This window comes from Flavobacterium sp. N1719 (genome assembly GCF_025947045.1).
GTDB classification, from domain to species: Bacteria; Bacteroidota; Bacteroidia; order Flavobacteriales; family Flavobacteriaceae; genus Flavobacterium; species Flavobacterium stagni.
Genome location: NZ_CP109993.1, coordinates 2,938,962 through 2,952,345 on the forward strand (window position 1 = coordinate 2,938,962; position 13,384 = coordinate 2,952,345).

Genomic DNA, 13,384 nt, shown 5'->3' on the forward strand with positions numbered 1-13,384 from the left:
GATGCATCGTAGAAACTTTTTAAGCTTAACAGGTACTTTTACGGGTGGACTTTTAGTTGTTCCCGACTTTTTACACGCGATGGGATCACATCGAACTGGCGTGGTTGGCGACTCGTGCGTCGTTTTTATTCAATTGAATGGCGGCAATGACGGACTCAATACCTTCATCCCTTTTGATGACCCGTTGTATTATGAATACCGTAAAAATGTAGGCATTCCCAAAAGTGAAATTATAGGGAAGAACACCGGAATGGGTTGGCACCCGGCTTTAAAAAACTGGGCAACAATCCAACAAAATGGTGATCTGTGTGTAGTGCAAAATGTGGGTTACCCCGAACCTAACCGATCGCATTTTCGCAGTCAAGAAATTTGGCAAACGGCCTCAGGATCGCAAGAATTTCTGAATGAAGGTTGGCTGGGACGCTATTTGGACATGCATTACAAAGAACATCATCCCACGGGAGCTGTCAACTTGGACAGTATTGACAATTTGGCACTCAAAGGTAAAGAACCCAATGCCATTACGTTGAAAGATCCGGAGCGTTTTCGCAGTAAAAACGAAAGTGACAGTACCAAATTATCCGACAATCCCCAATTGGACTTTGTGCGAAAAATTGCTCGCTCCGTTACTGAAGGCGCCGATGACATTCGCAATGCCATAGCCCAATCCACCACCGAAGTGACGTATCCGAAGAGTCAGTTGGGCAAAAATTTAGAATGGATAGCCCGATTGATCAAAGGGAATTTGCACTCCAAAGTATATTACACCAGTCACAACGGTTTTGACACCCACGATAATCAATTGGCGGTGCATAAAAACAAATTGGGCGAACTGGATGAGGCGGTTTTTGCGTTTTACCAAGAAATGAAAAAAGCGGGTTTGTTGCCTCAAGTTACCTTAGTTGTTTTCTCTGAATTTGGCCGACGGGTGAAAGACAACGGGAACGGAACCGACCACGGCACTGCAGCGCCCATGTTTATTATTGGCGGCAATACTTCGGGAAAAATTATTGGAAAAAACCCAAATTTAAGTCAGTTAACCCAAGGCGACTTGCAACATGAGACCGATTTTCGAAGTGTGTACGCCCGAATTTTGGAACAAAAACTAGCCTTTGACCCCAAACTAATTGGTATTCAACAAGCGGGGCTAACCGGCATTTTTTAAAGAAATCAAACCGGAATCTTGTCAATTTGAAAAGTAATGGCGTATCTTTGCCGGCTTTTTAAATTTTAGAAAATGTCAGGATCGAACGTATTCAAAGGGGTAGTATTAGTCGGCTTAGGGGCTTCAAGTTATGGGATGTTAGCCACTTTTGTAAAATTAGCTTACGGCGAAAACTATACCACGGCTGAAGTCACCGTTTCCCAATTTATTTACGGAATTGTAGGGATGCTTTTGATCAATGCCTTCAATAAATCCAAAGCCAAAAGAGCGGTTGAAAAAGCAACTCCAAAGAACATCTTTAACTTGATGCTGGCCGGAACTTCCTTAGGAATGACGAGTGTTTTCTATTATTTATGCGTGCGTTACATCAATGTTTCCATTGCCATTGTATTGCTGATGCAAACAGTTTGGATGGGTGTTTTGTTGGAATGGATTTTAGAGAAAAGAGCCCCTTCTGGACAAAAAATTATTGCTGTTCTGATTGTATTAACGGGAACAATACTGGCAACCAATATCTTAAATAATGCTGTTGCGTTGGATTGGCGTGGCATTTTTTGGGGATTAATGGCTGCCGCATCCTTTACTACAACTATGTTTACGGCTAATCGTGTGGCTATCGGTATTTCTTCTGCACAACGCAGTTTATACATGTTATTGGGCGGAGCGATTATCGTTTTTGGATTTGCATTGGCTACCCAAAATACACCGTTCAATTTCACTATTTTCATGAAATGGGGAATTTTCTTAGCGCTTTTTGGCACCATCATTCCTCCAATTTTAATGAATGCCGGATTTCCAATTACGGGGATTGGCTTGGGCAGTATCGTTTCGGCTTTAGAACTTCCTGTATCCGTAATGATGGCCTTTGTTATCTTGAATGAAAAAGTGATTTTTCTGCAATGGACGGGAATTGCTCTCATTATTTTCGCTATTGTTTTGATGAATATCAATCTTAAAAAGAAGGAGTAATTACCTGATAGCGAAACTTTTTGAGCGAATTTTTTTATATTAAATGTTAAAATTTTACTACATTCGCTTCGAAAATCGAACTAAACATGGAGCAACCCTGGCATTTGTATGTCATGTCCCTAATTTACATAGTGGCTGGCATCAATCATTTCCGGAACCCCAAACTCTACTATAAAATTATACCTCCTTTTTTTTCGAATAAAAAATTCATCAATGAGATGACTGGATTTTTAGAAATACTTTTGGGCATTTGCTTATGTATTTCTGGATTTACCAACATTGCAGCCTTGTCGATAATTGTTTTATTGGTAGTCATATTTCCCGCGAATATCTATATGGCGATATTCAAGGAAGCCCGACTGGGATTACCCGTTTGGCTACTTTATTTGCGTTTGCCTTTGCAATTCGTATTGATGATTTGGGCGTATTATTACATTGACTTTTCGCAGCCTTTACTTTAAATTGGAAATAATTTATAGAGTGTTTATCTTTGAGCATGTCACTTTTTGATTTTCAAGAGCCTATTGCATTTGCTGTCCCCGATGCTGAAATCATCTTGTATCCCAACTTTTTAGGTCAGGAAAAAGCGGTTGATTTTTTTCAAAAATTGCAATCGGAAATTCCTTGGCAACAGGATTCTATTACTGTATATGGTAAAACGCATGCCCAACCCCGACTCACGGCTTTGTTTGGCAATGAAGGAAAACCGTATGCGTATTCAAATATTGTGATGCAACCTCATCCTTGGACACCTTTATTAACTTTTTTAAAAGAAGAAATCGAAGCGGTTTGCGAAGAACGGTTTACTACTGTGTTACTAAATTTATACCGCAATGGCCAAGACAGTAACGGTTGGCATGCGGATAATGAAAAAGAACTCGGCCGAAATCCAGTGATTGCTTCGCTAAGTTTGGGGGCGGAACGTATGTTTCATTTACAACACAATACAATCAAAGACGCAAAACTCAAAATCAATTTAACGTCCGGTAGTTTGCTGGTAATGAAAGGAACAACCCAACATTTTTGGAAACACCAAATTCCGAAGACGACCAAACCCATAGGACCCCGCATTAACCTCACGTTTCGGATATTGAAATAAATTGTATTTTTGAGTAAATCGAAATAGTATGAACGAACTCATTGCTTACTTTGAATCCATTCCTTCCTCCCATCGTGCCGCCATCTTAGCAGGAGGCATCGCCTTTTTCTGGATTTTGGAAAGTGCCGTTCCCTTTTTTAAATTTCGATACAACAAATGGCAACATGCGGGCATTAATTTATTTTTTACCCTGACCACCATTATCATCAATTTCCTTTTGGCGTTTATTTTGTTATTCACCGCCGATTGGGTTACAACGCATCATTTTGGGCTATTACAATGGTTGCCAAAAATGCCAATGGTGCTGTATACTGTTAGCGGACTCCTACTATTGGATTTAATTGGTGCCTATGCGGCCCATTATTTTGAACACCGCTGGTACTTGTTGTGGCGTTTTCACTTAATTCATCATACGGATACTTACATTGATACAACCTCAGGAAACCGTCACCATCCGGGTGAAAGTGTGATTCGTTTTGCTTTCACTACAATTGGGGTTTTACTTGTGGGTTGCCCCATGTGGATGGTGTTTTTGTACCAAACCTTGTCGGTGGTTTTTACCCAATTCAATCATGCGAATATTTGTTTACCTAAAAAACTCGATAAGATTTTAAGCTTTTTCATTGTTTCACCCGACATGCATAAAATTCATCACCATTACCAATTACCGTATACCGATAGTAATTACGGAAACATCTTTTCGATTTGGGATCGAATTTTTGGCACCTTTTCCTATATGGAACGTGAACAGCTTATTTATGGTGTGGATACGCACATGGACCCCAAAGAAAACAATGCTTTAGGGAATTTGTTGAAGATTCCGTTCCAACCCATTCGTAAACCTTCACAAGAATAATTTAACGCTTGTTCATCGTACTTTTTCATTGGTAAATTCGAAATTTGCCACTATGGATTACAGTACGTTAACCGAAGAGCAAATTGACCGCATCATTGAAATGGCTTGGGAAGATCGCACGCCATTCGAAGCGATTACGTATCAATTTGGTTTATCGGAACAAGAAACCATAACTTTAATGCGACGGGAAATGAAGCCGTCCAGCTTTCGGATGTGGCGGGCTCGCGTTCAAGGAAGAGCGACTAAACATGCCCACAAAAGAGTGAATGGTATCGATCGCTTCAAGTGTACTTTACAACGCCAAATCACGGGAAATAAAATCTCCAAGCGCTAAATACCATTATTAAAATTCATACATTCGTTAGGTAAAATCATAACCTATGAAACCTGTATTACAATTGCTACTCTTTTGGTTCTCATTGACTGCCGTGGGACAAAATTCATTTACTTCCCAAGAAATTGAAATTAACCCATTAATCAAAGGAAGTTTGATGCAACCCAATTCGGGTTCGACCACACTTGTAATCCTCATTGCCGGTTCCGGGCCAACAAATCGAAATGGCAACCAACCCGGTTTGTCCACCAATTGTTATAAATATTTAGGCCAACAACTCGCACAAAATGGCATTGCTTTTTTTAGTTATGACAAACGCATTATTGCCCAAATCATCAATAAAACCTTAGATGAAAGCAAATTGCGCTTTGAAGACATGGTCGTTGATGCTACCAGTGTTTTGGAATATTTTAAATCCAAAAATAGTTATACAAAGATAATCATCGCTGGGCACAGTGAAGGTTCGCTAATTGGGATGCTAACGGCACAAAAGGGCGTCGCTGGATATATTTCCATTTCAGGTCCGGGTCGCCCAGCTGATCAAATTCTAACGGAACAATTGACCAAAGACCACCCTGAAGCGGCTGCCTCACTACAACAATGCATAGATACCATGAAATCCACAGGGAAATGGAGTTGTGACACAAAAGTTGAAAATACAGCGGCTATTTTTAGACCTACGGTGATCCCATACCTACTGTCTTGGTTTCAGTACAATCCGTATACCGAAATTCAAAAATTAACCATTCCGGTACTGATTATCAATGGTGATCAAGATTTACAAGTACAAGTGAAAGATGCCGAACTTTTGAAAAAAGCCTATCCAAAAGCGCAATTAGAAATTATAAAAGACATGAATCATGTTTTGAAAAATACGCCAACATTAGAGCTAAATACAGCAGCATATACCGACGGCACATTACCTGTAGAACCCAAGTTGGTAGCAATTATCACACAATTTGTCCAACAATTGTAACGAAAAGTAAAATTGAGCTACTTATCGAACGAAAATTATCCTTATGAAAAAAATACTTCTTTCGTTCGCAACGGCATTATTCATTATCGGTTGCGGTTCTGCACCAAAGACGGAACAATTACGCAACGACGTGGGTGTTCACTTGGATTTAATTCAGGTGAAAGATGATAAAGTAAAAGTCACCATTACAGCTCCAACTATTCAAGAAACTGAAATTGTGTATCATTTGCCCAAAATCATTCCAGGCACTTATTCTGAAGATGATTATGGAAAAATGATTGAAGAAGTAAAGGCTTTTGACAAAGACGGAAATCCATTAACGGTAACTACTTTGGACAAAAACTCATGGTCAATTAAAGACGCTCAAAAGTTAAAAACTTTGACCTATTTTGTGAATGACACTTACGATACCGAAAAAAGTATGCGTTTTGGCGAAGGTATTTTTTCACCGGCTGGAACCAATATTTTAGCGGATAAAAACTTTATGATTAACCAACACGGATTTATTGGTTATTTCGAAGGTAAAAAAGACCTACCGTATTTGGTAAAAATCAGTCATCCCGAAGGATTATTTGGTGCCACATCATTGACGGATTCAGACCCAAGTTCGACAGAAGATTTATTTCTAGCCAATCGGTACAGCGAATTAGTAGACAATCCGATTATGTATGCCAAACCGGATTACACAACCTTTACTGTTGACGGCATGGAGATTTTATTTAGCATTTATTCTCCCAGTGGAAAACACAATGCCGCTGCCCTTTCCCCCGATATTGAGCGAATGATTCGTGCTCAGAAAAAGTTTTTGGGTCCGATTAACAACAATAAAAAATATTCCATTTTATTGTATTTATCCAATGTAACTGGAGCGGATGCTAAAGGATTTGGAGCTTTGGAACACAATACCTCGACAACTGTAGTTTTCCCTGAGATGATGGGCAAAGAAATGTTGGGCAAACAATTAATTGATGTGGTTTCGCATGAATTCTTCCATATTGTAACGCCATTGGGTGTGCATTCGAACGAAATCCATTATTTTGATTTCAATGCGCCGAAAATGTCGCAACACCTTTGGATGTATGAGGGAATTACGGAATATTTCGCCAATTTATTCCAAGTCAATCAAGGGTTAATCAGTGAAGATGACTTTTATGGAAGAATGCGCAGTAAAATTAAAAATGCCAAACAATTCAAAGACAATATGTCGTTTACAGAAATGAGTCAGAATGTTTTGAAGGCACCCTATAAAGATCAATACACCAATGTATATGAAAAAGGAGCGTTGATTGGCATGTGTTTGGACATCATTATTCGTGAAAAAAGTAATGGGGAGCGTGGTGTTTTGGATTTAATGCAAAAATTAACCAATGAATTCGGCCCATCGCGTCCATTTGAGGACAGTGCTCTATTTGATCGTGTTGTAGCGCTTACCTATCCTGAAGTAGGTGATTTTCTGCGTACGCATGTTTCTGGAACAACTCCCATAGACTATGATGTTTATTTCGCTAAAATGGGTGTTGGAAAAGGAAAAGTGAAGAAAAAAGACAATCCATTCTTTTTAAAATATACTCCCTGTATTACGGCTAATGCTGAGAAACAAATCACAGTTCGCGAGAGCGTTGAATTGTCAGAATTCATGAAATCCATGGGATTAAAAGCGAATGATGTTATTGTAGCCATTAATGAAAAAGCGTTCTCAATGGATGACATTGCATCTCTAATGGATACAGTCCAACAATGGAACGAAAACGAATCCGTAACTTTAACAATAAAAAGAGACGGTAAAACGCTGACATTAAAAGGAAAAGCATTATTTTCGTATAGTGAGTCGGAAGGATTTATGGTTATCGACTCCACCAAAAACCGATTGAAAGAATCCTGGTTGAAAGGATAAACTTGAATAGACCCGTTTTTTAAAGTCCTCAATTTGTAAAACAGATTGAGGATTTTTTTTCATCTTTGTGAAAATTTTAAAACCATGCGCAATAGTATTATAGGCGGATTCGCTGCTCTAGTTTTGGCTTCTTGTGCTGAGGAGAAAAAACCAAAAGACGGTTTAGACATCAGTGGAACCATAAAAGGATTTAAAAAAGGAACGTTATACATTCAGCGTCTAAATGACAGTTCGAAATTGGTTCCTATTGACACGCTAAAATTCAATGGTCAATCGGATTTCAGTACACATATCGATTTAAAAGAACCCGAAATGTTGTATTTGTTTTTGGATCGAGGCGTAACAAATTCCATTGACAACAACCTGCCGTTTTTTGCGGAACCAGGCAGTATGACCATTCAAACTTCATTGGATTACTTTACGGCTGATGCGACCATTAAAGGTTCGAAAAACCAAGATTTATACAATGAGTACCGACTAATGATGTCCCGATTAATCAATAAAAATTTGGATTTGATTCAGGCACGATTAATCGCTATTAATGAAAAAAATACGGCTCGTATTGACAGCATCCAAAAAGAACAAGACGATAATTTGAGAAGACGTTACCTCACAACTACAAATTTTGTCGTGAACCACGGGGATTATGAAATCGCTCCTTATATTACTTTGGCGGAGATTCCCGATGTGACTTTAAAATATTTGGACACCATAGATAAATCAATCAGCCCAAAAATTGCCAAAACCAAATACGGTAAAAAATTAAAGGCCTTTGTCGCAGAGCGAAAAAAAATGGGACAATAATAAAAATAAAAAAGCGGTCAAATGACCGCTTTTTTTATGGATTAACAGGCGTTGCTGTTGGATCTAAATGACGTCGTAATCGAGGATTAGCGGTAAAATCTTCATCCACGGGAGTGGCTACTCCATTGACAACGGGTCCTGTATATTTTCTCGGAATCCCTCTGCGTTCATCCACATTAGGTGTTGTTGGATCATCTACCAAAGCACCATTAAAAGGATAGTAGTAATTGGTCCCATTCACGGTATACAACAATTCGTTTCGGGTTAGAAAACCATCCCCATCATCATCTACATCAACATAATTGGCTTTGTCATCCCCATCGGAATCAAAATCTTTGGGATTATCACTCCAATTGGTTAACGGAAAACTTCGTTCATCTTTAGAGAAAATCTTATCACGATCGTGATCTTTGTATTGGACTTCAATTAATTTAAATGAAAAAATCAAAGGAGAATAGGGTGAAATATTGGTGGACGACCCATTAAAATAGCCCAAACCAGAAGGTAAAAATACTACACCAGCACCATAATTGTCATACTGCAAAGGTTGGCCAGGAACGTTGGTGTAGGTACCCGATTTAAAATTAGGAATCATATGTGCCCAACCGGTAATTACTGTTTCCAGTGTAAACCAATTGGCAACGGGTGCTTCATCAAAAACCGAAAGATCCAAATTAATACCTTTATAGGCTACATGAACGGAATCCACTTGTGTAGGACGTTTTTGTGTTCCTTCTCTAAACTTTAAAAAATAGACTTTATAATCTACATCATCTTGAGTAATTAAAGTATCTTTTAAGGGATATTGGGTTTGCTCACGAATGGATTGCTGTGTCCCATTTTCTGGGATTTCTACAAAATCTACATCGTAAGTAAGAGGATCTACTTCCATGTAATGCGTGTCAATAAATTCATCAATGGCGGCAATGTCTGTGGCATATTGTTCTGCTTTGTCACGAATAACTACAGTACTGTTGTTATCTTTTGAACAGGAAAAGAGCATTACACTAGCAAAAACAGCAATACTCAACAAAATTCTTAAACGCATTTTTTCTTGTATTTAATGCCCGCAAGATACAATATTGATTTATTTTTGTAAACTATTTAACGTAGTTTTTAGCAATTTATGAGAGTCGATAAATACCTGTGGTGTGTGCGTTATTACAAATCTCGAAATATCGCAACGGAAGCTTGTAAAAAAAACCAAGTTTCCGTGAATGACCAAGTATGTAAAGCCTCTCGCGAAGTCTATCCAGGTGATTCTATCCACTTCCGTAAAGATCAAATTACCTATGAAATTGTGGTATTGGATTTACCGCCCAATCGGGTTGGAGCGAAGTTAGTTGACATTTATCGCAAGGACAATACGCCAGCGGAAGCTTTTGCACATCTCGAACTGTTGCGATTATCCAAAGAACACTACCGCAGGGCCGGAACCGGACGCCCCACCAAAAAAGACCGTCGCGATTTGGACGAATTGGAGGAAAATACTTGGAGCGATGACGAAACTGAATAGTGCCTACTGGCAAAATCGATACGAAACCCAATCAACGGGTTGGGATGTGGGCAACATTACCGCACCCTTAAAAACCTATTTGGACCAAATTGAAGATAAGTCAATTCGTATACTAATCCCCGGTGGCGGCAACAGTTATGAATTTGAATATTTAATCACTCATGGTTTTACGAATGTCTATGTTTTGGATTTTGCCCATCAGCCGTTGCTTAACATTCAAAATCGCTTACCCGAAGTAAACCCGAAACAACTAATCCACGTTGATTTTTTTGAACATTCAGCAGCCTACGATTTAATTATTGAGCAAACGTTCTATTGTGCTCTAGACCCCAGTTTACGGGATCAATATGTACAGCATATGCACCGACTTTTAGCAAAAGGAGGGAAATTAATCGGACTCTTATTCCAATTCCCACTTACAGAATCGGGGCCACCCTTTGGCGGATCAAATGAGGAATACATCCATCGATTTTCTCCATATTTCAAAATAAAAACATTAGAAACAGCCTACAATTCTATTCCTCCGCGTAAAGGCAACGAACTCTTTTTTATCTTTATCAAAAAATAACGCAACAACACACTACCATGAGTCAGAACACCATTTTAAGTCATCAAGAAATCGAACATAAAATCAAACGTATCGCGTATCAGATTTATGAAACTTTTGTGGAAGAAGAAACCATAGTTATCGCTGGAATCGCCTCAAATGGTTCGGTTTTAGCCCAACGCATTGCTTCAACTTTAGAAAGTATTTCTCCGGTCAAAGTAATTTTTTGTGAAGTTTATATCGATAAGCAAAATCCTTTAGACACTATTACAACCTCAATTTCTACCCAAGAATATCAAGGCAAAGGAGTCGTTTTGGTGGATGATGTATTGAATTCGGGTAGCACGTTAATGTATGGTGTAAAACATTTTTTAGAGGTCCCTTTAAAAAAATTTAAAACGGCTGTACTTGTTGACCGCAACCACAAACAATTCCCAATAAAAGTAGATTTTAAAGGCATTTCATTATCAACTTCATCCCAAGAACATGTTTCCGTAGTTTTTGAAGAGAACGAATCGTATGCCGTTTTAAGTTAGTCGCCCAATAATTTCATCTGCAATTTGTTCCACTGTCTTTTCGTCCACTGTGATTACAAACTTGGATTGTAAATAATAGAAATTCCGGTCAAATAGATGTTTGGCAATATATTCCTCTAAATCGACATCCGTTAAATTAGCCAATAAAGGGCGTTTCATGCGCTCATTTTGCAATCGACTGACTAAGGTCGGAATTGCAGCCTTTAGATAAAAAGAGGCTACATCAGTGTGTTGTAACAATTGATGATTGTTATAATAACAAGGTGTTCCTCCACCAGTACTGATGATTAATGATTCAGAACTTGTTACCAATTGGGTAAACAACTCGTGTTCCAGTTTTCGGAAATGCAATTCACCCTTCAACTCGAAGAGTTTTGCAATTGAAATTCCTGCAACTTTTTCAATTTCTTGATCTAAATCAATCCAATCGCAGTGTAATTTCTGGGCTATTTGAGCAGCCACGACCGACTTCCCAGACCCCATATAACCCGTTAAAACAACTTTCTGCATAAAGTAAAACCTTAGGAATTAAGGCGTTAAGAATGAAATTTAAAAAAAGGTAAATTTAAAATAAAATTGCTTTGAAAAATTAATTTTATCGCCTTATATTTGCACCCGCATTCAAGAAATGTTATTGACTCGATAGCTCAGTTGGTAGAGCACAACACTTTTAATGTTGGGGTCCTGGGTTCGAGCCCCAGTCGGGTCACAAAGACCTTATGTCAAAACAAAATAGAATGCACTGACTCGATAGCTCAGTTGGTAGAGCACAACACTTTTAATGTTGGGGTCCTGGGTTCGAGCCCCAGTCGGGTCACAAACAAAAGTTGTTCGCGTGCGAATGACTTTTTTTGTTTTGGCCACGTGGAGAAATTGGTAGACTCGCCATCTTGAGGGGGTGGTGCTGCAAGGCGTATGGGTTCGAATCCCATCGTGGTCACGAATAAAAGAAAAGGACAAATAGAAATTAAATTTTTTTTTTAAAATTTCTATTTGTCCTTTTCTTTTTCAAAGCGGAGCTTTGTGGGAACTGCGAAGCAGAATCCCTCGTGACTTTACTCCGTTCACTTCTGAAATTAAAATTTATTTTAAAATTTCTATTTGTCCTTTTCTTTTTCAAAGCGGCCCTTTATGGGAACTGCGAAGCAGAATCCCTCGTGACTTTGCTCTGTTCTTCTCTAAAATTATTATTTTTAAAAAAGTACAATTCCCTATAGTTAATGTATCTTTAGACTAAATTTTTTGCCATGAAACTTACTTTTTGCTTACGGTTGCTGCTATTCACAAGTCTGTTCTGCGCAGCTCAAAACAACTCCATTTCAAACTACACCGTCCAGTTAGGAACTTTTATTCAAGAAAACAACACATGGATACTTTTACGTGAATTCAACCAACTTGGAGAAAAATGGGGACTAGCAGTAAGTACTACCTCACTTCAAACAAAAGTCATCCCGCTAAAGTCACTCCAAATACAACCGATTGTTTCATTGACGTCCAATTCTTCGCCATACAAAAAAGCACTTGAAGAAGCAAATACCAATGCAATCCCATTACAAGATGCGGGCATTAGTCATCGATTTCCAAATGAAAAAGGAATTACACTCACTATCGATCTTTGTCCGTCCCACAAACCTTTAGACCGAGATTTATTTTTAGAATTAATTAAAACTTTTCCAACCAATGAACAACCCATTCCTGTTGGATTATCCATTACAGGAAAATTTTTAATGACTCACGAACAAGATATTGAATGGTTAACCAACTTAGAAAAGAAAAACAAGATCAAAATAACATGGATCAATCATACTTTTAACCATCATTATGACCCTAACCTCCCTTTGAACCAAAATTTTATCCTTGAAAAAGGGACCTCGATAACCGATGAAGTTTTAAAAAATGAAGTGGCGCTCTTAGAACATCATCTTATTCCTTCAATCTATTTTCGTTTTCCTGGCTTAATCTCTAGCGCCAATGCAGTAACTCAAATTACCGCCATGGGTTTAATTCCGATAGGTTGTGATGCCTGGTTAGCAAAAGGCCAAGAAGTCTATCAAGGCAGTATTGTCCTCATCCATGGAAACGGTAACGAACCCATTGGTGTAAAAGATTTCTTGAAACTTCTTCATAAAGAATATGCCGCAGTCCAACAAAAACAATGGTTACTTTACGATTTAGGAACCGACATGGAAAAAGAATTTAAGCACTAATTACTATTTTTTTCAACCGTTTGAAGATAATACCCCGTATCATCAAATTGTATATCTATAAATTTTCCATCACGTTCAATGCCTACTTCATAGGTGAGCCGTTTTCCGTCACTAACTTTGGAAGCGACATCGAGATGATTTGTAGGATAATTTTTCGCCAAATATTGTTTTGCCTGTTTGGGAAGTTCATTAAACGCAATAGACTCTTCAATAACTTGAATGGCACCTGACTTCGAAAAAACAATTTCAAAAGCTTTATTTTTTTCAATCCAATGAGCAACAAACACTTCATTTTCTGAATTTTTACCCCTAAAATCATGTTGCCACTCTACTGTTGAATGATTTGGAAATTGGGCTGCTAAATTTTGAGTAACTACAAATGGCACATCAAAAGACTGTTGTGCACTTCCCAAAAAACCCAAAAAAAGACTTGCAAATAAAAGAATTCGATTCATACCTAATAGTATTAAATTAAACAATG

General features: G+C 38.3%; 16 protein-coding genes and 3 tRNA genes. 16 read left to right on the forward strand and 3 right to left on the reverse strand.

What is annotated here, in order from left to right:
- Position 1: 1 nt before the first annotated feature.
- The 9 genes from OLM45_RS12730 (at position 2) to OLM45_RS12770 (ending at position 8,097) form a co-directional block, all read left to right on the forward strand.
- Positions 2 to 1,165, forward strand: a complete 1,164-nt coding sequence (locus OLM45_RS12730; RefSeq protein ID WP_264510743.1) for a DUF1501 domain-containing protein — start codon at positions 2 to 4, stop codon at positions 1,163 to 1,165.
- A 72-nt stretch (positions 1,166 to 1,237) separates the two neighbouring features.
- Positions 1,238 to 2,134 carry an EamA family transporter gene (locus OLM45_RS12735; RefSeq protein ID WP_264510745.1) on the forward strand — a complete coding sequence of 299 codons (897 nt, stop codon included), beginning with the start codon at positions 1,238 to 1,240 and terminating at the stop codon, positions 2,132 to 2,134.
- A gap of 218 nt (positions 2,135 to 2,352) precedes the next feature.
- Entirely contained in the window at positions 2,353 to 2,595 is a 243-nt protein-coding gene (locus OLM45_RS13240) for a hypothetical protein (RefSeq protein ID WP_319799980.1), read from the forward strand.
- A gap of 35 nt (positions 2,596 to 2,630) precedes the next feature.
- Complete coding sequence (locus tag OLM45_RS12745) at positions 2,631 to 3,233, forward strand: alpha-ketoglutarate-dependent dioxygenase AlkB family protein (protein ID WP_264510749.1); 603 nt, start codon at positions 2,631 to 2,633, stop codon at positions 3,231 to 3,233.
- A 28-nt stretch (positions 3,234 to 3,261) separates the two neighbouring features.
- Positions 3,262 to 4,089 carry a sterol desaturase family protein gene (locus tag OLM45_RS12750; RefSeq protein WP_264510751.1) on the forward strand — a complete coding sequence of 276 codons (828 nt, stop codon included), beginning with the start codon at positions 3,262 to 3,264 and terminating at the stop codon, positions 4,087 to 4,089.
- Between the two features lie 52 nt (positions 4,090 to 4,141).
- Positions 4,142 to 4,423 (forward strand): TIGR03643 family protein, encoded by a 282-nt coding sequence (locus OLM45_RS12755; RefSeq protein WP_264510753.1) that lies wholly within the window; start codon positions 4,142 to 4,144, stop codon positions 4,421 to 4,423.
- Between the two features lie 46 nt (positions 4,424 to 4,469).
- Positions 4,470 to 5,399: an alpha/beta hydrolase gene (locus tag OLM45_RS12760; RefSeq protein WP_264510755.1), complete on the forward strand. Its 930-nt coding sequence runs from the start codon at positions 4,470 to 4,472 to the stop codon at positions 5,397 to 5,399.
- Positions 5,400 to 5,442: 43 nt separating this feature from the next.
- The gene (locus OLM45_RS12765; protein ID WP_264510756.1) at positions 5,443 to 7,293 is read left to right on the forward strand and encodes a PDZ domain-containing protein; all 1,851 of its coding nucleotides are present in this window, start codon (positions 5,443 to 5,445) and stop codon (positions 7,291 to 7,293) included.
- An 84-nt stretch (positions 7,294 to 7,377) separates the two neighbouring features.
- Positions 7,378 to 8,097, forward strand: a complete 720-nt coding sequence (locus OLM45_RS12770) for a DUF4369 domain-containing protein (protein WP_264510758.1) — start codon at positions 7,378 to 7,380, stop codon at positions 8,095 to 8,097.
- A 34-nt stretch (positions 8,098 to 8,131) separates the two neighbouring features.
- Here the strand turns inward: OLM45_RS12770 and OLM45_RS12775 are convergent, their stop codons facing one another.
- On the reverse strand, positions 8,132 to 9,145 hold the full coding sequence (locus tag OLM45_RS12775) for an FKBP-type peptidyl-prolyl cis-trans isomerase (RefSeq protein WP_264510760.1): 1,014 nt from the start codon (positions 9,143 to 9,145) through the stop codon (positions 8,132 to 8,134).
- Between the two features lie 78 nt (positions 9,146 to 9,223).
- Here OLM45_RS12775 and OLM45_RS12780 point away from each other — a divergent pair, with 78 nt between their 5' ends.
- From OLM45_RS12780 to OLM45_RS12790, 3 genes are read left to right on the forward strand one after another with little or no spacing between them, the layout of a single operon-like run.
- A complete protein-coding gene (locus OLM45_RS12780; RefSeq protein ID WP_264510762.1) occupies positions 9,224 to 9,613 on the forward strand; it encodes an RNA-binding S4 domain-containing protein in 390 nt (129 codons plus the stop codon).
- Positions 9,597 to 10,181, forward strand: a complete 585-nt coding sequence (locus OLM45_RS12785; protein WP_264510764.1) for a TPMT family class I SAM-dependent methyltransferase — start codon at positions 9,597 to 9,599, stop codon at positions 10,179 to 10,181. Before OLM45_RS12780 ends, OLM45_RS12785 begins: the two co-directional genes overlap by 17 nt.
- A 17-nt stretch (positions 10,182 to 10,198) precedes the next feature.
- Positions 10,199 to 10,696, forward strand: coding sequence for a phosphoribosyltransferase family protein (locus OLM45_RS12790; RefSeq protein ID WP_264510766.1), 498 nt, complete (start codon positions 10,199 to 10,201; stop codon positions 10,694 to 10,696).
- Here OLM45_RS12790 and OLM45_RS12795 read toward each other — a convergent pair.
- Positions 10,688 to 11,206, reverse strand: coding sequence for a shikimate kinase (locus tag OLM45_RS12795; RefSeq protein ID WP_264510768.1), 519 nt, complete (start codon positions 11,204 to 11,206; stop codon positions 10,688 to 10,690). The two genes, OLM45_RS12790 and OLM45_RS12795, sit on opposite strands and share 9 nt — an antisense overlap.
- A 126-nt stretch (positions 11,207 to 11,332) precedes the next feature.
- On the opposite strand from OLM45_RS12795, the gene OLM45_RS12800 reads away from it, so the two are divergent.
- The 4 genes from OLM45_RS12800 (at position 11,333) to OLM45_RS12815 (ending at position 12,903) form a co-directional block, all read left to right on the forward strand.
- Positions 11,333 to 11,405, forward strand: a tRNA-Lys gene (locus tag OLM45_RS12800).
- A 35-nt stretch (positions 11,406 to 11,440) separates the two neighbouring features.
- Positions 11,441 to 11,513, forward strand: a tRNA-Lys gene (locus OLM45_RS12805).
- 41 nt (positions 11,514 to 11,554) lie between these two features.
- Positions 11,555 to 11,636 (forward strand) — tRNA-Leu (locus OLM45_RS12810).
- Positions 11,637 to 11,943: 307 nt separating this feature from the next.
- Complete coding sequence (locus OLM45_RS12815; protein ID WP_264510770.1) at positions 11,944 to 12,903, forward strand: polysaccharide deacetylase; 960 nt, start codon at positions 11,944 to 11,946, stop codon at positions 12,901 to 12,903.
- Here the strand turns inward: OLM45_RS12815 and OLM45_RS12820 are convergent.
- Positions 12,900 to 13,358, reverse strand: coding sequence for a hypothetical protein (locus OLM45_RS12820; RefSeq protein WP_264510772.1), 459 nt, complete (start codon positions 13,356 to 13,358; stop codon positions 12,900 to 12,902). The genes OLM45_RS12815 and OLM45_RS12820 overlap by 4 nt on opposite strands.
- Positions 13,359 to 13,384: the final 26 nt, after the last annotated feature.